This window comes from Vibrio sp. HI00D65, assembly GCF_001635455.1.
Taxonomy (GTDB): Bacteria; Pseudomonadota; Gammaproteobacteria; order Enterobacterales; family Vibrionaceae; genus Vibrio.
In genome coordinates this window covers 75210-98593 of record NZ_LWEH01000001.1, presented here as the reverse complement: position 1 = coordinate 98593, position 23384 = coordinate 75210, and the positions used below count along the sequence as shown (strand labels likewise).

Genomic DNA, 23384 nt, shown 5'->3' with positions numbered 1-23384 from the left:
ATGCAAGAAATTGTAGCTGGCTGGGTGCAGCAAAGGTTAATGCATAATTTTGAAAATAATGCATTAGAAATAGCACTGAATGATTGTACTGGTGAAAAACATCAGAGCTATAGTTATCAAGAACTATTTTATGAAGTGAGTAAAGTTGCTCGAAATATAAAATATTTTTCCGGGGAAAGAGCGTTATTATTATTACCAGGGGACTCAAGTTTTATTTTTTCGTACCTAGCCTGTCTGATGGTGGGGGTTACTGCGGTACCTGTCAATTTGCCTGGTGTTAAACGGTTACAGCGAGTTAAATCTAATATTGAGCATATCCTGGATGACTGTGAACCAAACCTCATTGTTGCTTTGTCAGCGACTAAAGGAGAAATTGAAAAATTTGGTTGGGATATAAACCGAGAAGTTGTATATCTGGATGAGTTATTCGGAGAGAAACAACCACTTTGTTGGAATGACCTGTGCCCACCCACAGGTCCCGTTATGTTGCAATATTCATCGGGCTCAACGGGAAGCCCAAAAGCGGTTTGCAACTATGATAAAAATATTTATCATCAATTCGACATTATGCTTCAAGTAGAACCAAGTCTACAGCATATCCACACCGCAAATTGGTTACCTTTTTATCATGATCTAGGCTTGTTCTACGGTCTTATGTTCCCTTTATTGTCTGGTGGTACGTGCAGTTTTATCCGGCCAAGTCAGTTTTCTGTAGAACCAGAAAAATGGTTAAACATGATAGAGCAGTACCAGGCCACAATTACCGCTGCGCCAGATTTTGCCTACCAACTGTGTGTTGATTCTATTTCAGATCTCCAAGCCAGTGAGCTGGACCTCTCATCTTTGAAGGTCGTGATGAATGCTGCTGAGCCAATTCGCGCTTCAACGATAAGGAGCTTTTCTCAAAAGTTCGAATCGTCAGGTTTCCAGTCATCTAGATTCTTACCTGCATATGGAATGGCAGAAGCCACGCTTATTGTGAGCCATAAACCTGCGAATACCTCTGCAGCAATGAAGACTTTTGATGTTGGCTGCCTTGCTGAAGGACATGCTGTTGAATCTATGTCGGGGCGCGAGTTAGTCAGTAGCGGTAGCCAGTTTAATTCTTGGCAAGTTGAGATTGTTGACCCTCATACCGGTGCTGCTTGTGAGTTGGGACAGGTTGGTGAAGTTTGGGTTCGCGGTAATAGCGTGGCAAAAGGCTACTGGAATAAAGCTTCGCTCACTCAACAAACGTTTAATGCATCGATAAATTCAAGTTGTGACGATGGGGAGTATCTGCGCACCGGAGATCTGGCATTTAAGTGGGGTGGTGAATTGTACATTTGCGGCCGCTTCAAAGATGTCATTATTGTTTCTGGTGAAAACCATATGCCTAACGACCTAGAATCTACGATTGAGAGCATGTGTGGTGACATCGAGGTTGGGGGGGCTTGCTTTGTTCAAGATATTGAGTCAGGTGAAATTCATGGGTTATGCGAAGTGCATCGCCATACAGAACAAAGACAACTAATAAAAATTTCAAAAACAATTAAGTCGCTTATCGCTAAAAATCATAATTTGTCAGTGAGTCAAGTTACCCTCATCGCAAGAGGTTGCTTACAAAAAACTTCTAGCGGTAAGATCCGTCGAAGCTTGATGCTATCAGAGCTCCAAGCACAAAAATTAAAGCCACTATACATATCGTCGCTACCAGCCACTCCCGCTTTCATTACTGACATTTCTGAATATTTGCGAAATTCCCTTGAAGCTATTGTCGGTATTGAGCTATTGGGTGATAAGCAAGGTTTCACTGATGTCGGACTGACAAGTTTGCTTGCGACACAGTGGTGCGCACAAATTTCGAGTCAGCTTGGTATCTCGATTTCACCTGTACAGTTATTTGCTTATCCAAATCTATCCGCTTTTAGTCAGTTTGTTCAACAGCAACACAGGCAGCAGTCCCCAAAAGAGTTGGTGGAGGCGTTTTCATCTCGGTCAACTGATATTGCGATTATTGCAATTAGCAGTCGTTTACCAAAGCAACAAAACGCAAGTTGGGTTGAGTACGCAGATTGGCTAATTAAAGGCGAATCAGCACTAGCGAGTGTGAGTGATGAGTTACGCACATTTTCTTTACCCATAGGTGCGGTTGATAACATAGACAAGTTTGATGCTAATTTCTTTGCTATGTCTTCTCGAGAAGCCTGCTTGCTCGATCCACAACAACGCTGGTTGATGGAGTCAAGTTGGCATCTTTTTGAACAAGCGGGTTGGTTACCTTCGAAATTAAAAGGGTTGTCATTAGGTATTTTTGTCGGCCAGGGAAGCCAAGATTATAGTGATCTGTTGGCTAATCAAAACGCTCCTGAGTTTTTAAAAAGTTATTTAATTACTGGCACGAGTCGTAGTGGTAGTTCGGGTCGACTTGCTAAATATTACGGTACAAGTGGCCCAGCTATTACTGTAGATACCGCTTGTTCATCATCTATCGTTGCCATTGATATGGCTGTCCAAAACATTCAATCAAAGCGTTGTGAATCTGCAATTGCTGGTGGTGTAAACCTTCTTCTCTCGTCTCAAATAGAGAGTGCTTTACAAAAAGCAGGTATGCTTTCTCCGAACGGGCGATGCGCTACTTTTAGTGCTGATGCTGATGGTTATGCTCGTGCTGAGGGTTTAGGGTTACTACTGCTAAAAGATTATGATGCAGCGATAAGAGATGGTGACCCTATTTTAGCGGTTATTGAGGCTACAGGTGTGGCACAAGACGGTGAGAGTAGTAGCTTGACGGCACCTAACCCACTTGCACAGCAAACACTGTTGAAAGAAGTACTAGCGCGCAGTGGAAGAACAGAAAATGATATTGATGCAATTGAAATGCATGGCACCGGCACACCGCTTGGCGACCCTATCGAATTAAGTGCTATTGATGGTGTTTATCAGAGTCGTATTCAACCGCTGCATTTGACTGCAGGCAAAGCGCAGTTTGGTCACCTAGAATCTGCTGCTGGTGTTGCGGGGGTGATTAGGGCGATTGCTCAAATGCGTGCACAAACTGTTTTCCCTCACCCAACGTTTAAATCGTTTAATCCTGAGTTACGGCCTTGGATTGAACGTTATATTTTTGAGAACGACGTTCGTCCAATACCGTTAAGACGCATGGGGGTTAGTTCCTTTAGTTTTACTGGGACTTTGGGTCACATTATTATTCGTAATCATCAAGATGTGACGGACAAATCTGAGTATGTACTACCACAGATAGGGTTCCTTCCCTTAACAGCAAGTCATATTGATAGTCTTAGCCAATTGGCTAAAGCTTGGATTCAAACTATAGAATCACACCGTCACAATGCTGTTGAGCTATTCCATGCTTGGAGAGATAAACGCGAGCATCACTTACCAATCCGGCGATGTGTTCCATTTACAGATATCGAAGACTTACTATGTAAATTAAAACAAATTGCCGTAGGTCAATCTTTCGTTCCGTCGGCATTACCAGCCGAACTTGAACAATGGTGCAATGGTGCTGATTATGACTGGTCGCACTTTAGTGAGAAAGTGACTTATCCAACCGAAATTTTATTGGCTTTACCGCTATACCCATTTAAACGAGAGCAATACTGGGTTGAACGGCAAAATACAGGTAGCAAAAATAATATAGAGGAAGCCACTTTACCCACGAAATCAATCATTGATCATCAAGCATTCTTAACTGAATGGCTGAGCGATGTGCTACTTATCGAGCCAGGAGAAATAGGCTTAGACGCTGATTTGATTAACTTAGGCTTGGATTCATTGCAGATGATGGATCTTGTTGATGAAGCGAAAAAGCACAATGTTGTGTTTGAACTTGTTCGGATGTACGAAGCGCCAACTTTAGCTGCGTGGTCTGCATTATGGCAATCATCAGTAAGTTGTGACCAAGTTGCTGAAAAATATCTAGATGCTAAAAAAGAACAAGATACTGAAACAGTATTAACTCACCCTTTCGAGTTGACTAGTGTTCAACAAGCGTATTGGCAAGGTAGGAACAGCACACAAACTCTTGGTGGGGTTGCATGCCAGGTCTACTTAGAGCTTGATAGTGAATGGATCGATGGTGACAAACTTCGTTTAGCGCTTGATCGCCTATATGCCCGTCATAGCATGTTACGAATGAGGATGAATAGCGATGGTCTTGGCTATATTACAGCGAATGCTCCAACGCAAATCCATGAATATGATTGGAGAACTCTTGACTGTGAATTGGCAACAAGTAAACAGGCAGGTCTGAGGCGTAATTTAGAAGCGCAGATTCTGGATTTAGAAAATGAATCTGGCTTGGCAATTAATTTAAGTCATAGTCCGCGAGGTAGTCGTCTTCACTTCAATATTGATATGGTTGTTGCTGATGCATTAAGCATTCAAATCCTGCTTGATGATCTAGCTCAGTTCTATCTCGATGATAATTGTGAACAACTTGCGCAACCAACCCTGCATTTCCCTCAATATCTATCAGCAATACGTGAGCAAGCGCATGTAGAGGCTGATCGTCAATATTGGCTAGCACAACTGCCTAGCTTGCCTTCGGCGCCGCAATTACCGTTGGCAAAACGACCGGAAGAAATCAAACAACCCGTGTTTGTTCACCGCGAATGGCGTTTAGCTGCCGATAAATGGCGAGCATTACAGCAAGCATGCCGTCAACACCGTATTACACCCTCAATGATGTTGGCGAGTTGTTATGCGGAGACCTTAAGAGGCTGGAGTGATAATAAGGATTTTTGTTTAAATCTTACGATTTTCAACCGACGTCATACTGCCATGGATGTGTCGGGTGTTGTTGCTGATTTTACTACGCTGATGCTATTAGCATGCCGTGATGGAGAAGCATCCAATATCTTAGATAATGCAAGTGCATTGAATCGCCAATTTATGGCGAATCTTGACCATAGTGATTTCGATGCAATTCGCTTGTTAAGAGAGCTTTCCAAGCAGAGAGGCTCTCAAGTTGCCATGCCGATAGTTTTCACTAGTAACCTAGGTAATGACTTCCTTGGCGATAGTTGTCTGGGTGAGATGAATTATGTCATCTCTCAGACGCCTCAGGTTTGGATTGACTGCCAGGTAATGGAGAGAAAAGGGGAGTTGATAATAAGTTGGGATACAGTCGATGATTTATTCCCAGCCAATATGGTCGATCAGATGTTTGCTAGCATGGGGAGGCTAATCACTGAAATATCGCAGCGACCTAACATGCTGAAACAAACGGTGCCCGCGTTTTTAACCGAAGAAGCAAGAAAAGATCGTGCTTCGAGAAACAGCAGTGACGTGATTTCGTACGCCCCTCGCACTCTCCATCAGCGATTCTTTGAATTGGCAGAGGCGCAACCTGATGCCATTGCGGTTATTGAAAATAAAGCGTCGATGTCTTATCGCCAGTTGTCAGAAAGTGCTGGTGAACTTGCCTATCGTCTCAAGCAAGAAGGTGTACTGTCTGGGGATCGTGTGGCGATTTTATTGCCAAAGGGAGCATCACAAGTTGTCGCGGTGTTGGCAATACACTTATTGGGCGCTAGTTATGTCCCCCTCGATATTGAGCAACCAGTCGCTCGGTTGAATCAAATTATTGAGCAAGCAGCAATTAAAATCGTTGTAATAAATCAGGATGCTGTGGAGGCAATTACCAACCAAGAAGCAATGGCTGGTTGGTCATTGCTCGATATTGATGAACGTGGGCAAGAGCACATCATAGCAACACAAATTGCTTCGGTATCACCACACGATGTTGCTTATATTATTTATACCTCTGGCTCTACCGGTATTCCTAAAGGCGTTATTACTACCCATCAAGCAGCGGCCAATACTATTGATGATATTAATCAACGCTATCAGTTGGTTAGTGACTGTCGAACATTTGCTTTATCGGCACTGAACTTTGATTTATCTGTCTTTGATATTTTTGGACCACTTTCTGTAGGGGGCTGCGTTGTTGTTCCTCAACAGTCAGAACGAAAAGAAGCAAAAGTGTGGATTTCATTGATTCATGAATATCAAATTACGATATGGAATAGTGTGCCTGCACTGTTCGAAATGTTGTTAATTGCAGCTGAAAATGACACTCGTCAATTGCCAAGCTCGATGACAAATGTTCTGTTGTCAGGTGACTGGGTTGGTTTGGATTTACAACCAAGATTAAATGCTTTGAACCCATCAATTCAATTGACGGCATTAGGAGGGGCAACAGAAGCTGCGATTTGGTCTAATGCTTTTGATGTCAACTACGTAGAGACGGATTGGACAAGCATTCCATACGGTTATTCATTGAGTAATCAAAGTTACCGAGTGATGGATGCCTTGGGCCGAGATTGTCCTGATTGGGTGATTGGTGAGCTCTGGATTGGTGGTCAGGGGGTTGCAGAGGGGTACTTTGCTGACCCTGAAAGAACAGCAGCACAATTTATTTTCCATGATGGGCAACAGTATTACCGAACTGGTGATATGGGACGTTTTTGGTCTAACGGGATCGTTGAGTTTATTGGGCGACGAGATAACCAGGTCAAACTTAATGGCTTTAGGATTGAACTTGGGGACGTTGAGCATGCGGCAGAGCAATTTTCTGGGGTACAAAAAGCGATAGCGCTATTGCTAGATAAACCACAGAAACATATTCAACTTTTTGTTTCTAAACAGCAAGGTGAGGTTAGTGCTCTTCAAACAGAGTATGAAGCTGATATGACGCTGCTTGATACAAAGGTATCGCAACCCACACTACAAAAGTCTGTCGATCACACCGCTATTGAGAAAGCAATGGCAACGCATGTTATGCGTTTGGTGCTCGATAAGATGGTGATAGCAAATAACGTTAAACCGGGTGCGTCATTGACGCTGGATGAGTGGCTATGTAGTTTGCATATTACACCTCGTTTTCAAGCTGTATTTGAAAGCTGGTTGCATGTTCTCGTTGAAACAAAGCAATGGTCAGCTGAGCGGGGATACTGGCGTCAAGAGCAAGAAGTCGTTAGTCCAATGGTTGCCTACCAAAAGAAGGTAGCGCATATGCCTGCTCATGCTTCAATCTTATCGGCATTAGAAAATAAGGTTGATTGGTATGTTGATTTGATGCAGGGCGAGGTGAGTGAAATTACGCTTATTGATGACCCGGTGTTGACACCTGAAGCGTTAGCATTAATCCACCCTGATTTTTCATCAACGGAACAATATATTGTTGAAACAATAGTCTTACTTTCTAAGCAATTGGGTCGAGCTGTAAACGTTGTCGAACTCAATGGTAGAACGGGTCATTTAGCATCACATATATTGAATCAATGTGACGCTAGCCAGGTAAGTTACTGCGTAGCTGAACAAGCTAAGTCGGTTCTTGATCAAGCGACATTCCGATTAGCGGGCTATGGGGATCATGCTTTTGCTTGTGCATTAAGCGACGTTGAAAGGCATCACGCTGATTTGGTGATCAGTAACAATGCACTCCATCGTTTTAATGATGTGAATGAAGGGATTAACCTAATGTCCTCACTTATCGCACCAAGTGGTCATTTTGTTGCGATAGAGACGCAAGCGCTGAGCCCTCTTGCATTATTAACGGTGACATTAATGCAGCCAGAAGCGTTAATGAGAAGCGTAGATCAAAGCCCTTATCATGATTGTCGCCGAGGGGGGGCTTCACCTCTACTTGATGCCCAACAATGGCAAACTAGTTTGCAAACTTCATCACTAAGCATGAATGTCTTGCCTGCAGTAAATAAAGCGAACTTATTAGTGATGACGGGGCGCCAGGCTGAAACCCTTGCTGTGTCTGATACCTCTCAACTGGCTGACTGGTTAGCATTACAGCTACCCAATTATATGTTGCCTCAACACATTGTCGTTTGTTCAACAATGCCTTTAACAAACAATGGCAAAATTGACCGTACTCAACTGCGCTTATCAGCTGCCAATATTGCTATGGTTACTCATGAAGATAAACAAGATTGTGTAACCGACAATGAAAAGTATGTTGCAGAGGTTTGGGCGCAAGTTCTTGGTGTAACACCATCACGTACAGATAATTTTTTCCTGTTAGGAGGCGATAGTCTTCATGCAACAAGAATTACGGCGGCATTGGGCGAGGTTGGCTTTAATAGTGTGAAGTTGTCCGATGTCTTTTCACTTCCTTTGTTGAGTGACTTTGCTCGCCATTTAGAATTTGATGCAGGTGAAATTTCATCACAAATCACGTTAGTGCATAACGAGAATGAACGTTATCAACCATTTGTGCTGACTGATGTTCAACAAGCCTACATTATGGGGCGAAACGAAGGCTTTGTGATGGGCGGTGTTGGCACACATTTCTATTCTGAATTTGAAGCTGATGGCTTTGATGTGACGCGTCTAGAGCAAGCGCTTATGCGTTTAATTGAGCGTCATGACACCCTTCGTATTGTGTTTGATGATCAAGGGCAACAAGTTTGTATTCCGTCAGCGCTTTACTGTCCGATGGAAATGGTCTCTTGTACTGAAAAGCAATGGGAAGAAGTTGTTACTCATCAACGTGAGGTACTATCTCATCGAGTGTTAAATCCTCAGGTATGGCCGCTTTTCCACCTTACACTCATTGAGTCTGAATGTGGGAAAAAACGGCTATGTATCGGCTTAGACAATGTCATTCTTGATGGTCTTAGCATGCGGATTTTCTTTGCTGAGCTTGGAATTTTATATCGTGATTTGGAAGCCGACTTGCCAGAGTTGGGGATTACGTTCCGTGATTATCAACAGCAAGTTTATCTGCAAGAAGAACATGAATCCCAAACATTAGCGAAGAGTTATTGGTTAAGCAGACTGCCTAGTTTACCGGAGGCTCCGCGTCTGCCGTTAAGCATGGAGCCAAATCAATTAGAGAAGCCACGCTTCGTTCGACGCCAATCCTGCTTGTCTAAAGAATTATGGAGCCGTTTAACAGAGAAAGCACGAGAGTGTGCGATCACGCCGTCTTGTTTGTTGCTTAACTGTTATGCGCAAGTATTGGCAAAATGGTCCGAATCCTCATCGCATTGCATCAATGTTACTTTGTTTGATCGCAAGCCTGTCCATGACAATATTCAGCACATTATGGGGGATTTCACCTCACTCTTGTTACTCGAGACAAATCAAATTGCAGGTGAAAGTTGGTTGCAAAGTGCTGAGCGTTTGCAACAGCAGTTATGGCAAGACTTGGAGTACGCCGATGTTTCTGCTGTTTGGGTGATACGTGAGTTAGCCAAGTTAAAAGAAGTGACTGATTTGAGTATGCCTGTGGTGTTCACTAGTGCACTAGGTGCGGACACTAGCCTTGATGAGTCTTCTGAGTTAGGCATTACCCGATCTGTATGGGGCGTATCTCAAACACCTCAAGTTTGGATTGACCATCAAGTATTTGAGCAAGATGGAGAATTACACTTTAACTGGGATGTTGTCGAGGCGTTGTTCCCTGACGGCGTAATTGATGCAATGTTTAATGCATATTGCCAATTATTGGAGCAACTTGCTGACTGTGATTGGTCACAGCCATCGCCAATAGCGTTACCTGCATCACAGCGAGAAGTTCGCACTCTTGTTAACAGCACTCAGGACGTGGTGCCTCTGCGAGCAATGCACATTAGTGTGTATGAAAAAATGCAAGCAACACCTGAGGCGACGGCGATTGTCGCTAATGGTCAGCGCTATAAGTATCGAGATCTGCATATAAAAGTGAGTCAGGCAGCGTACCAGTTGCAAAAACATGGAATTGCTAAAGGTGATTGCGTTGGTGTCATGTTGCCGCGCTCTATCGAGCAGATTGCTTCTGTCCTTGCAATTCAGTGGATTGGAGCGGCTTATGTACCATTAGCAACTGATTGGCCAAAAGCTCGGGTTGAGTCTGTATTGGCGCAAGCATGCATCAAGTTCGTGATTTGTGACCGTAACGAGTTGTTTGAGAATGGTGGCCAAGGGATCAATGTTGAAAGCTTGCTGGCTTCTGAAGAAGCTTTGGTTGAGCCCCTTCAGAGCACGCTTGATGAGTTGGCTTATGTGATCTTCACCTCAGGCAGTACAGGAACACCGAAAGGGGTTGCGATCACTCATGGCGCGGCCATGAATACCATTGAAGCGATCAATCGCCAGCACAATGTAACTGCAGATGACAGTGTCTTAGCGTTATCAGCCTTGTACTTCGACCTATCAGTATATGACATTTTTGGCTTGCTGTCTGTTGGCGGGAAATTAGTGCTTATCAACGATGAGCAAACCAGAGACGTTGGCGTTTGGTTAGAGTTGGTTCAGCAGCATCAAATTACCTTGTGGAATACCGTACCAGCATTGTTAGAAATGCTTTTGATGGGGAATGAGTCACAGGCTGAATGTCAGCTATTGACCTCATTGCGCTGCGTTATGTTGTCAGGTGATTGGATCAATCTGGAATTACCTGAACGCTTACGTCGTAACAGTTGTCTTGCCAAATTCGTGGCGATGGGAGGTGCGACTGAAGCTGCAATTTGGTCGAACTATTGTGTTGTTCAGCAAGTTGAAAAGCAATGGCGTTCAATTCCTTATGGTAAGCCTTTACCAAATCAATGTTTTAGAGTTGCAAGTGATATTGGTGATGACTGCCCTGATTGGGTTGCCGGTGAACTATGGATTGGGGGAGATGGTGTCGCCCAAGGTTACATTGGTAATGAGGAATTAACTCAGCAGCAGTTCTGTGAACATCAATCACAATGTTGGTATCGAACCGGTGATATAGGGCGCTACTGGCCTGATGGAACTATAGAGTTCCTTGGGCGTCGTGACCACCAGGTTAAAGTGGCAGGGCTGCGTATTGAACTCGGTGAAATAGTGAAAGCACTTAAGTCATGCGCTGGAGTGAAAGATGCGATTGTATTGATTGAGCATCATGATTCTCGTCCTAAGATTCATGCTTATTTGTTGTCGAATATGGCCGTCGAACTGTCGATTATTCAGCCGCAATTATTAAATTATTTACCAAGTTACTCTATGCCTGATGGCTACGCCGTACTTCAAGAATGGCCACTCACAGCTAACGGTAAAGTCGATCGAAATGTATTAAAAACCTTGGAGCTTTCAATTTCTAATGAGAGTGAGTTTGTTGCACCAAGTACAGATGAAGAGATTGTTCTGACTCAAGCAATGCAACAAGTTCTTGGTATTAATACGCCAATTAGCGCGAGCGATAACTTCTTTGCCTTAGGCGGAGATTCATTTGTTGCGATTCAGCTAGCCAGCTTACTCCAACAACAGCACGGCATTACTTTGCCACTTCACGCTGTGTTTAATTTACAAACGATTTCACGTATTGCACTTGCTCTTGAAACCTCAGAAAAAGAGAGCAACGAGGTTGATTTTGAGGAAGGAACCTTATGAAAAAAGGAACAACATTAATGTCACCATTAGCGTTACTGCAACAGTTAGAAGCTAAGAAAGCCGAGTTTTGGCTTGAAGCTGACGCCTTGAAGTTCAGAGCTCCTCAAGGCGTGATGACCAAAGAGGTTGTTGAGCAGCTGAAAGCAGTAAAAAGTGAATTAATAACAATACTAAAAGATCGTGAATTGGGCGCTGTTCTTTGTCCTAGTACGAAAGATAAATATGAGGTTTTTCCGGTAAATGATGTACAGGCCGCTTATCTTATTGGACGGCAAAATGTGTTTGAGTTCGGTGGCACAGGCTGCCACGGTTACTTTGAGCTCGAATTTGCACATCTTGATGCTGAGAAGCTAAACCAAGCTTGGAATAAGCTCATTAAACGCCATGAGATGTTGCGAGCTATAGTCTTTTCTAATGGTACTCAGCAAATACTATCACAAGTACCTGAGTATAAGATTGAATGTGATTTGCAAACTGATACGAGGTTAACGTATCGGGCAAACATGTCCCATCGCGTTTATGACACTGAAGCATGGCCTCTGTTTGACTTAAAAGTAAGCGAGTCGGAAGGTAAATCATACCTGCATTTTAGTATTGACCTATTGATTGCAGACTTTATGAGTATTCAGGTGATTTTGTCTGAGTTGATTCATTTTTATCATGAGTCTGAATTGGTGCTAGCGCCTATTAGCTTATCGTTCAAAGATGTCATGGAGTTTGAAAAGCGACAGAAGCTGACAGACAAATATGCGCAAGCGAGACAATACTGGCAAGACCGAGTGCCTCATTTGCCAATGGCACCAGAGTTATCACTCCTCGCTGATATTAATGATGGTTTGACGTCGGAAGTTAAGAAAGAAACACCGCATTTCACTCGCCATGAAATGCAATTAGCGCCAAAGCAATGGGCTGAACTCGAAAGTCAATGTAATCATCAAGGGGTTAGTCCTTCATCGCTATTACTGACGCTCTTTAGTGAAGTGTTAGCTAAGTGGTCTAAATCAAAACATTTTTGCTTGAACATGACGGTAATGAATCGTGAACCGATCCATCCAGATTTACTCAACATGGTGGGGGATTTCACGAGTGTCAACTTGCTGGAAGTGAATCTTACGGAGTCACGAACCTTATTAGCACAAGTGAAAGAGCAGCAGAATCAATTGTGGCAAGACTTAGAGTATAAAGCGTTTAGTGGCGTTGAGGTTATGCGTGAAATAGCCCGACAACGTGGTGCTGATTATGCTCGCATGCCAATAGTCTTCACGAGTGCATTAGTCGGTAGTAATAGAGAGCAAGTTTCAGAGACCAAATCTCAGTACGAGATGGGGATGGAGGTTGCATATGGTATTAGTCAAACGCCTCAAGTTTGGATTGATTGCCAACTTATGAATCGAGACCGCAGTTTGTACATCAATTGGGATGTACTTGACGGCATATTCCCTGACTCAATGATCGAGTCAATGTTTACATGTTTTGAAGGTGCGATTGAACAAGTCATTGCTGGTGGACTTCAGCAGTGGGATCAAGCTACTCGCCTTGCTTTACCGAATAAACAACAACAGGTTCGCGAACAGGTGAATAATACGATTAAACCTGTTGCTGAATCTATGTTGCATCAACTGGTGTTAGAGCAAGCAGTGTTAACGCCTGATGCGACAGCACTGGTTACGCCCGAACAAACAGTGACATACGATGAGCTGATCGTTCGTTCAAAGTCACTGGCGAGCAAGTTACCAAAGGGAGCTCGTATTGCGATTGCGATTGATAAAAGTGTTGAACAAGTTGTTTCAACATTAGCAACGTTATTAGCTGATGGGGTGTATTTACCGCTTGACGTTAGTCAGCCGGTTTCTCGTATGAAGCAAATTCTGTTTGATGCTGATGTAGAGTTGGTGTTGACGCGCTCAAATGAACTTGCCCAACAGCTAGCAGACGATGGGTTTGAGGCCGTCAATATTTGTAATGCGCAAGCGCTACAAGGTCGTGTTCATAACATTGGTAGTACAGAGATAACTCAGTCATTTGAACGACTGGCTTACATTATTTATACCTCTGGTAGTACAGGAAGCCCCAAAGGTGTCATGGTAAGTCATCAAGCGGCTGTGAATACTGTGGTCGATATCAATCGTCGCTTTGACATTACAGCAAGCGATGTGGTGTTTGGATTGGCTAAACTAAGTTTTGATCTCTCAGTTTATGACATCTTTGGTACCTTAGCTTGTGGTGCTACATTGGTGCTACCTTGCGAGAAAAATATTCAAAACCCAGCAGAATGGACTCGTCAAATTCGAGAACATAACGTCAGTGTTTGGAACTCTGTACCTGCGCAGATGACAATGTTAACGCGATATTTAGCCGACGAATCATTACCTACACTGGATAGTATTAAATGCGTAATGATGTCTGGTGATTGGATTCCGGTCGCATTAGCTAAAGCGATTGCTACCTTGATGCCTGCCGCCCGACTATACAGCTTAGGTGGCGCGACAGAGGCCGCTATTTGGTCTATTTATTTCCCAATTGATCCTACTTTTGATTATTACACTTCTATTCCTTACGGTACTCCGTTATCAAATCAGATGTTTGCTGTACTGGATGACAAAGGTATGGCCTGCCCTGACTGGGTTGCTGGTGAACTGTGTATTGGCGGTAGCGGGGTAGCGCTCGGGTACTGGCAAGATGAAGAGAAAACGGCTGCCCATTTCTTCCAAGATGCAAATACTGGAACATCTTGGTATCGAACGGGTGACCGAGGTTATTACCGAGATGATGGTGTGATCGTGTTTGTTGGTCGTGATGACAACCAAGTAAAAGTACGAGGATATCGAGTTGAGCTTGGTGAAATAGAATCAGCGCTTGAGCGTCAATCATCAGTATCTCAAGCTGTCGTCTTAGCGCGAGGAGATAAGCATAATTATCACCTTCAAGCTTACATTGAGCCGGCTATTTACCAAAATGATGCAAAAAGTACTTTGTTCTCGCATCAATTTGCAGAGACGGAAACCGAGTTAACTTTGACGGCAGAAGCTATTAGGCAAACAGTGCCAGAGAAGTCGGTAACAGACTTTGTTTATTATTTAGATAGAGTCGCTTTGCTCCATATGGTTCAAGCATTGCAATCAAGTGGAGGATTAGGTGAAGGTCAACAGAAAAACATCGATGACATGATTGCTGATGGTAATTATGCGCCTCGTCATAAACAATTATTAAGTCGATGGCTAAAAGTGCTTATTGAAAATCAGCTAGCACGACATGATGGAGAAACATACGCTTTACTACAGCAAGTGAGCGAAGATGATATCTCGTTATGTTGGAAAAGATGTTACGAAGCACTGGAGTGTTTGGATGGTGATAAAGGCTTAGTTAACTACCTTGAGCGAAGTAGTCAATGTTTGCCTGAGTTACTGCGAGATAAGGCCGATCCTCTCGATTTGTTGTTTCCTGATGGCAAGTTAGATGTCGCGACATCAACTTACCAAAATAACTTGATCAGCAAAATGATGAATAAAATGTTGATCACAGCGGCGTTAAGTAAAGTAAAGCATTTAGCTGAACGTGCTCAGCCAATTCGTATCCTAGAGATTGGTGCTGGTGTTGGTGGTACAAGTAACGAGCTTATTCCGGCTCTAGCAGCACATAATGTCGAGTATACCTTTACTGATGTTTCATCATTTTTCCTCAATGAAGCTAAGCTTCGTTACCAAGGTTATGATTTTGTTGATTATCGCTTATACGATTTCAATCAACCTGCGTTAGAGCAAGGTTTTGATTGCGGTCAGTATGATCTGGTTGTTTCTTCTAATGTGTTACATAACGCAGTTGTTGCACGTGAAGGGTTAAATCACTTACGTGAGTTAATGAAGCCAGGGGCTTGGTTACTTGTAATTGAGGCGACAAGAGATAATTACCAACTTATGACTTCAATGGAATTCAAACATGGCTTGACCGCTCATAATGATGAGCGTTTAGCATTAAATTCTCCATTTATGCCTCAGGAACGTTGGTTAAACGCAATGTCGGATGTAGGGGCTGAGCAGTTATTTGCATTCCCTAATAATCAAGAAGCCTTATATCAATTAGGTCAAAGTTTTATGCTGGCCCAATTCAATGGTCAGAAGCATGAATGTGATAAGACTGAAATCTTAGAACAGCTTAGTAAAGAGTTACCTAGTTATATGGTACCTGCACAATTGGCTGTCTTAGACCGTTTTCCGCTTACAAATAACGGTAAAATAGATAGAAAGGCGTTACCTGAAATTATAGGCCATCAAGAGACTCTACAAAACGAGGTATCAGAAGACCTTGATCAACTTGAGACGTTATTACTATCGTCATGTCGGGATGTGATTGGTAACCCTAATATGGGGCCAAATGATGATTTCTTTGGTGCGGGTGGTGACTCATTATTGATAACGCAGTGGGTGAGTAGGATCCGCCAAGAATTAGGTGAAGAATTTGTTCCCTGGGAAGGGACACTTCGCCAGGTATTGCAAACCCCCACTATTAAAGAGCTTGCGATCTTCTTACGAAAACAAACGCCAATTCAGCAGCACTGCAGTGCGATTGAAGATAGTTCAACGGCTTTGCAACGTATTAAAGAAGGTGACGGCGCACCTATCATTATTCTTCATGATGGTAGCGGCACTGTGATGCCTTGCTTAGCACTCGTAGAGCACCTTACAGCGCCAGTTTATGGCATTAGTGTTCAAGATAGACAGCAATATTTAACTATTCCAAGTGAACATTTGATCGTTGAATTAGCTGATCAATACAAAGCCTTGTTGGAAGATAATTTTGACTTGTCTAAATGCCATCTTTTTGGTTTTTGTATGGGGGGGTTAATTGCTTTTGAGCTGGCAAGACAAGCGATGGAATGTGGCTCTCCGTTCGCATCATTGACGATCGCAAGTAGTTATCAAATTCCGTACAAAGTAAATGACCCTATGATGACGGATGTCGCTCTTGCTAAAGAACTGAATGTACCAAACCCTTGGAGCGGTATTGATTTACTTCAGCTTGAGCAAACTTATTTGGCTTTATTAGCCACTAAGCCTAATCAAATTAATATTGAAGATGTAGTGGCTAAAGCTAAACAGCTCGGCTTTGATAAGCTCTCACTAAATTATGCGAGTTACGCAAAAGCAAATGAAGCACAGCGTATCGCTTATTTCCAAACAGTACTTGATATCCAATCAAATCAACAAACGGCAAAAGTAGGAGATATTTCTCAGCTCTATCCAGTGTTCCATCACAGTTTGCAGGCTGTGACTCATTATGAACCATCTTTTTATAGTGGTGATTTCACTTTCGCTTGTCAGCAAGATGAAACTTATTTACTGCCCACGCTTAAAGCCGATATGCATGACTTTTGGCAGCAATATAGTGTTGGTGACATTGATGTTATTTCGCTTGAAGGTGATCACTTCACCTGTATGCAATCATCTCAAGTTTTACCTCTAGCTAAGCACTTAAACACAGTTGCTATGCAAGGAGGAAAGCATGAATAGAGTCGCCATCTTCGGAGCTTGTGGTGAAGTGGGACAACATATTGACCAAGCGCTTTGTGCGCTTGGTTATCAAGTTACTCGAATAGGACGACAGCCACGTCCTGACTTAACACATTATAGGATTGTTGATTTGTATGATCAGAAGGAGGTGGCAGCTGTTTGCCATCATCATGATTTGATCATAAATGCAGCAGGGCCTGCGTCGGCGATTCGAGACAATATAGCTCGCGTTGCAATAGACACTCATACCTTATATGTCGATGTGGGGGGGGAGCAGGATGTTTTCGGTCACGTTCAGCAGCAGTTGCAGGGGCGAGACTTACCAGTTAGCTGTGTTTTTGGAGCGGGTTTTGTTCCCGGTTTTACCTCGTTGCTTCCTTTTATTGCCAAAGAAAAGCTACAAGAACTGTACAGTATCGAGCTTTATGTAGGGGGTATTGAAGCATTTACATCAACGTCTGCGATAGATTTTATTGCAAGCTTAGGGGGTAATGATGCTTTAAGCGGGGTGGTAATTAGAGATGATATAAAGGTGAGAGAGGGGACAAGAGAGGGGTATCAACCACTACCTGAGGGAAAAGAATTTACCGCATTACCTTATTTGAGTGCTGAGCATCAACGCGTCGCTAACACACTTTCAATATCTAACTTCGCGGCCTTTAATTTAGTCGCTGATCGACAGTTATTAATGTCAGCAAATGAAAGTGCTAAGGAGCAAAATGCAGCGTTAGTTAGTCTGAGTCAATCCATGGTTCAGAAGCATGGTACTCAGCAATATTGCGTAATGGATGTGCAAGGTTGGATTGCTCAACAGCCAGTTAATTTAACGCTTCGTTGTAAGTTTAATGATGGCTATCGAATGACGGGACTGGTCGCCGCTTTTACTGCGCACCAATTGTTAACGCAATCATCATCTCATTTAAATAATGGGGTGTTTTGGCTTTCTGAAATAGTTGAAACAGGTCATTTAATCTCGTTTTTGCACGAACAAAATATGTTTAGTCATTGGGACCTCTCGATTGAGCCTAATTATGAATTAGCGTTTGAAGAGGGAGCTTTGTGATGAAAACATATCGTGTTGTTGTATGTGGAACGCTTTTTGGTCAGGTATACCTTTCCGCATTTAAACGCCAATTCCCAGGATTTGAACTTGCTGGAATTTTAGCAAGAGGAAGTGAACGCTCGTTAACAATAGCTAAGGAGTATGGTGTGCCTTTATATCGTGAGGTGTCAGAATTACCTCAAGATATTGATATTGCATGTGTTGTTGTTCGTTCTGCAATTGTAGGGGGGGCTGGGTCACAACTTGCCCGCGCATTATTAGAAAAAGGCATACATGTTCTGCAAGAGCATCCCGTTTATGAAAAAGATGTCGTGGAATGCTTAAAGTTAGCGAGGAAAAATGGATGTCATTACCAAATTAATACTCATTATCCTAATGTGCCAGCTGTTCGCCACTTTGTTGAGTACTTAAAGAAAGCGCGTGAAACTCAGCAGCCTTGCTTTATTGAAGCGACCTGTGGAGTACAAGTGATTTGCGGCTTGCTCGATATGTTGGGACAGGCATTAGGAGGGGTTACGCCATTTGAGTTCCATTCTAATGTTGATTGGTCTGAGGTGAGAAAATTAAAGTCGGAGCTATTACCGCCTTATCAAGTAATTCACGGTGTTTTTGCTGGGATTCCGCTCATCTTGAAGATTCAGAACCAGTTGGATCCAGGCGACCCTGATAACCATTTCCACATTATGCATCGCATTACTGTGGGGTTACCGAGTGGCAATTTGGTGTTAGTTAACACACATGGCCCAGTGCTATGGAATAGAGCTTTTCATATACCTCGAACCCCTGAGGAAAATGGGATGAGAGAGTTGCTCGATAAACAACAAGCGCCAGAGTTTTATCAGCCCGCTTCTTGCGAGTTTCTATACAAAGAAATGCCAAGCTTAGAAGAAATTATTGACGAACACTGGCCAGAGGCAATCAGAACAGCATTACATAGCATGGTAAGTAATATTGAATCACCAACCCCTGCATCAGCACAGTTCTTACTAGGACAAGCATCAGTATGGCGATCTTTAATGGGGTGCATTGGGAATCCTGAAGTCATTTCGGCGCAAGAGCCAATGTTAACGAGCCCTTCTATTGAAGGTTGGTTGGTTGAATATCATCAGGAGAGTGAAAATGCATAAGCAATTGAAACTCATCAAACCAGGCACACGTAGGCAGCTAATCTGTTTTCACTTTGCTGGAGGGAATGCGGAATATTTCATGCCGTGGCGTGACCATATTGATGAGCATACCGCTGTGTATGCAGTGCAACTCTCAGGTCGTGGTCATCGACTATCAGAAAAACTCAAGACTTGCTTACATCAGTGTGCTGATGAGGTTGCGCAAAGTTTATCTTTTTTGCCTCATCGCCCCACCTCCTTTTTTGGGCACAGTATGGGCGCCGCTTTGGCGTTTGAAACCGCAATACGCTGGGAGCAGCAGGGGCGTAAATTGGCGCATTTCTTTGCTTCAGGACGAATTCCACCGCATAAAAGTAGAGGGACCAACTACCATAAGCAAAGTGATGATGCTTTGGTTAACAAAATCATGGGGTTGGGGGGAACATCAGAGGTTGTGTTTGATAACCCAGCCCTTAGAAAGTTAATGCTACCCATTATTCGTGCTGATTTTGAGGCAATAGAAAGCTATCAACGAGACTCTTTACCAACACTTTCTTGTCCTCTTAGTGCTTTGCTGGGTGAGGGAGATACAGAAGTAACAGAAAGTGAAATTCTAGATTGGTCATTAGCAACTACGGGGGAGTTTGATTTTCAGCGTTTCTCTGGTGGGCATTTTTACCTTAATAACCTCTGCCCTACATTGTTTGACTACCTTAAAAATAAAATGTCTTAGTTCTTTATTGGGGGCGTAAGGTGAAATTTTACGCTTTTGTTTTTTATTTCTTTATATAGGCAAAAAAATGAAAGGAACGCCGTTTTCTTGGTTAATTCAATTGGTTGCAAACCAACGCCGTAAGCTTTTATCGTCTATGGTATTAGCCGTTGTTTATTCTTTACTTACGGTAGTACCATATTTTATTATTTATCATTTGGTTGATGGATTTATCAATGATGCTATTGCTGACTCCTATATTGTCTGGCAATTAGTTTTACTTGCTACGATTGCATTAGTGATGAAAATGCTGTTGCAACTAGCATCTGGATTATTGTCGCACAAAGCCGCTTTTCAACTATTATTTGAAATACGCCAACAAATTATTGATAGCGTAGGGCAGTTATCATTAGGTGAAAGTAATAAACAAGCTGCGGCATCAATGAAAAAAATTATTTCAGATGATGTCGACAGAATTGAGACTTTTATTGCCCATCATTTACCAGATATGGCTGCTGCGATTGTGAGCCCTTTAGTTGCTTCACTGCTCTTGTTATATATCGATTGGCGATTGGCACTTATAGCTCTCTTACCTTTACCTATCGCTTTGGTTTTACAAGCTCTTATGTTCAAAGGCTTCAACGTTAGAGTAGATGAGTACCATAAAGTCGTTTCCAATTTGCATATTAGTGTTGTCGATTTTGTAGCATCTATACCTGTAGTAAAAGCGTTTAACATGACGGTCGATTCGCATCAAAAATATCGAGATGCAGTGAATGAGCATCATAAACTGGTGACGAATTGGTTGTTAGATACAAAAACGCCAGCATCTTTATTTAAGTTATCGCTTGATCTTGGTTTGCTTTTTTTATTACCTGTTAGTGTATGGTTATACGCTCAAGGTGATTTAACGCTATCGACATTATTTATTTTTATATTACTGGGCGTGGGGTTGATGGAACCTCTTTACAACCTTATTCAATTTGGTGGTATGTTCAGTGAGATGCTAAAAGGAGTTGAAAAGATAAAATACTTCTGTGAAATAACTCCTCAGAGTGAGGGCTCTCAACAGCAAACTATAGCACATACAGGTATCACTTTTGATCATGTAACGTTTCGACATAATAAAGCGATTAAAAGTACTGTCGATGATGTTTCTTTTACTGCTTTGCAAGGAAAAATTACCGCTATTGTAGGGCCATCTGGCGCGGGTAAAACAACAGCGGCTCAGTTGATTCCTCGATTTTTTGAATACCAGAGTGGTGAGATCACTATCGGTAATAAGTTGATAACAGATTTTCCATTTGATCAGTTGATGTCGCTTGTTAGTTTTGTTTTTCAGGATGTTTATATTTTTGAGCAGACTATCAAAGAAAACATTCGCATGGGTAATGATGAGCTTTCCGATGAAGACATAGTTAATGCAGCGAAAGCAGCTTGTGCTCACGAGTTTATTTTGTCATTACCAGAATGCTACGAGACGATAGTTGATCAAGGGAGTTTAAGTGGTGGGCAAGCTCAAAGAATTGCGATTGCTCGGGCTATAGCTAAAGATTCGCCTATTTTGATCCTTGATGAAGCAACGGCTTATGCTGATGCGCGCAATGAAGTTCGCATCCAGCAAGCAATTTCAAGTTTAATGCGAGGCAAAACAGTATTAGTTATTGCGCATCGTTTAAATACGCTTACTCATGTCGATAAAATTATTGTTATGGATAAAGGTAAAAAAGTGTCAGAAGGTACACATGGTGAATTGCTAGAAGGCTGCGAGCTATATCAGTCCATGTGGGAAGCACACCAAGAAACTAAAGCTTGGCACTTTGGGCAATCATCAAAGGGTCAAGAGACTATGACAGTGTCAGAGGGTGTAGAGTCATGTTGAGAATAAATACCTTAAAGCGTTTAACCGGTACGTCTCTGAAAGGTTTAAATCGAACTGTATTTCTGACAGTGCTTGATGCTTTCTTTGCTTCTGCTCCCTATGGCTTTCTTTATTATATTCTGCTGGATATGTTAGCCGATAAGCCAGATATACAGCATCAATTTTTGTTGGTGATCGGATGTGCTGTCATGATGATCATACGGGCCCTATTGGCACGAGTCATTCACGTGAACATTTCTCTTATTGGTTTTGATGCAGGAAGGCAAATTCGTCAGCGTTTAGGTGACCATTTACGGAAAATGCCAATGGGTTTTTTCCAGCGTTCTGATTTTGGCAGTGTTAATAACACCTTGCTAAAAGACATTGATATGATTGAGCGGATTTTTACTCATTTGTATGCACCAATTATAGCCACTGGTTCAGTATTGTGCTTTTTTGCCTTAGGCTTGATAGCTAAAGATTGGCGAATGGGGCTGGCCATGATGTCAACCTTGCCATTAGCTTGTTTCGCTTATTTACTAACGCGAGCTTACGCTAGGAAGTGGCAGAGTCACATGCAGCATTTGATGCATCAACTGAATGATGCCGTAATGGAGTATATGAATGGCTTAAAGGAACTCAAGTCACATAGTATGATGGGGAAAGCTTTTTTACGTTTAAATGATGTTTTAACATCAACACGTAATCAAGCCTTAAAAGCTGAGAAGGCTGCTGTATGGCCTGTATACAGCTTTAATGTACTGGTGGAGTCAGGCTTAATTGTGTTGCTGGTTGTACTTACTTGGGCTTGGTTAGAGCGTACAATAGCTTTACCGGAAGTATTATTATTTTTGATTGCAGCAGTTCGTTTTTTCAGGCCATTACTTAACATGTCAATGTTTTTGGCTGAGCTAAATTATTTAGATCTGGCTGTAAACCGAGTTGATGAAGTGTTGTCATTACCTACTATGCCACATGGTCAAGGCCGACCGCAGATTTCAAATATGGCGATCAACTTTAATGATGTGAGTTTCACTTATCCGGGTTCAAAAGATCCGCTCTTTGATAGTTTAAACCTAACTCTCCCTCACAATAAAGTAACCGCACTTGTCGGCCCATCAGGCTCAGGTAAATCGACAATTGCGTCATTGATAGCTCGTTTTTGGCAGCTTGATTCAGGCTCAATCTCAATAGGAGAACAAGGAAGTCAGGTTGATATTGCAAGTATGCAAGTTGAGCATTGGCTTCAGCATGTCAGTATTGTGTTTCAATTGAATTATATTTTTAATGACACACTGGCGAATAACCTTCGTGTTGCTAAACCAGGTGCGACAGATGATGAATTGTGGCGTGTTATAGAGCTCGCGAAACTCAAAAATTTAGTGTCAGAGATGGAAAAGGGGCTTGATACCGAGATTGGTGCTGGTGGTGTACACTTATCAGGCGGTGAAAAACAGAGACTTTCAATTGCTCGTGCACTTCTTAAAGATGCGCCACTTGTTATCTTAGATGAAGCCACAGCCTCTCTAGACCCTGAAAATGAGCGAGATATCCAGGTTGCAATGCAAGCTTTAGTTCAGAATAAAACCGTACTTGTAATAGCTCATAAGTTATCAACAGTTCAATACGCTGATCATGTTGTTGTTTTAGACTCAGGGAAGATCGTTGAGCAAGGGGGGCACGACACTTTGCTGCAAAATAAACTTCTTTATAATGAGCTTTGGAACCTTCAACAGCAAGCTCAAAGTTGGCACTTTATTTCGTAGTTTTCTGTTGT

7 protein-coding genes are annotated in these 23384 nt (G+C 42.5%); all 7 read left to right on the top strand.

Annotation, left to right across the window (positions count from 1 at the left end; translation table 11 throughout):
• Complete coding sequence (locus A3712_RS00395) at positions 1-11358, top strand: non-ribosomal peptide synthetase (protein ID WP_063521791.1); 11358 nt, start codon at positions 1-3, stop codon at positions 11356-11358.
• Complete coding sequence (locus tag A3712_RS00390; protein WP_063521790.1) at positions 11355-16865, top strand: non-ribosomal peptide synthetase; 5511 nt, start codon at positions 11355-11357, stop codon at positions 16863-16865. The genes A3712_RS00395 and A3712_RS00390 overlap by 4 nt, the downstream gene beginning before the upstream one ends.
• Complete coding sequence (locus tag A3712_RS00385; protein WP_063521789.1) at positions 16858-17928, top strand: NAD-dependent epimerase/dehydratase family protein; 1071 nt, start codon at positions 16858-16860, stop codon at positions 17926-17928. The genes A3712_RS00390 and A3712_RS00385 overlap by 8 nt, the downstream gene beginning before the upstream one ends.
• On the top strand, positions 17928-19055 hold the full coding sequence (locus A3712_RS00380; RefSeq protein ID WP_004737537.1) for a Gfo/Idh/MocA family oxidoreductase: 1128 nt from the start codon (positions 17928-17930) through the stop codon (positions 19053-19055). The genes A3712_RS00385 and A3712_RS00380 overlap by 1 nt, the downstream gene beginning before the upstream one ends.
• Positions 19048-19767, top strand: coding sequence for a thioesterase II family protein (locus tag A3712_RS00375; RefSeq protein ID WP_004737538.1), 720 nt, complete (start codon positions 19048-19050; stop codon positions 19765-19767). The genes A3712_RS00380 and A3712_RS00375 overlap by 8 nt, the downstream gene beginning before the upstream one ends.
• A gap of 67 nt (positions 19768-19834) precedes the next feature.
• Entirely contained in the window at positions 19835-21628 is a 1794-nt protein-coding gene (locus A3712_RS00370) for an ABC transporter ATP-binding protein (RefSeq protein ID WP_063521788.1), read from the top strand.
• Positions 21622-23373 carry an ABC transporter ATP-binding protein gene (locus A3712_RS00365; protein ID WP_063521787.1) on the top strand — a complete coding sequence of 584 codons (1752 nt, stop codon included), beginning with the start codon at positions 21622-21624 and terminating at the stop codon, positions 23371-23373. The genes A3712_RS00370 and A3712_RS00365 overlap by 7 nt, the downstream gene beginning before the upstream one ends.
• Positions 23374-23384: the final 11 nt, after the last annotated feature.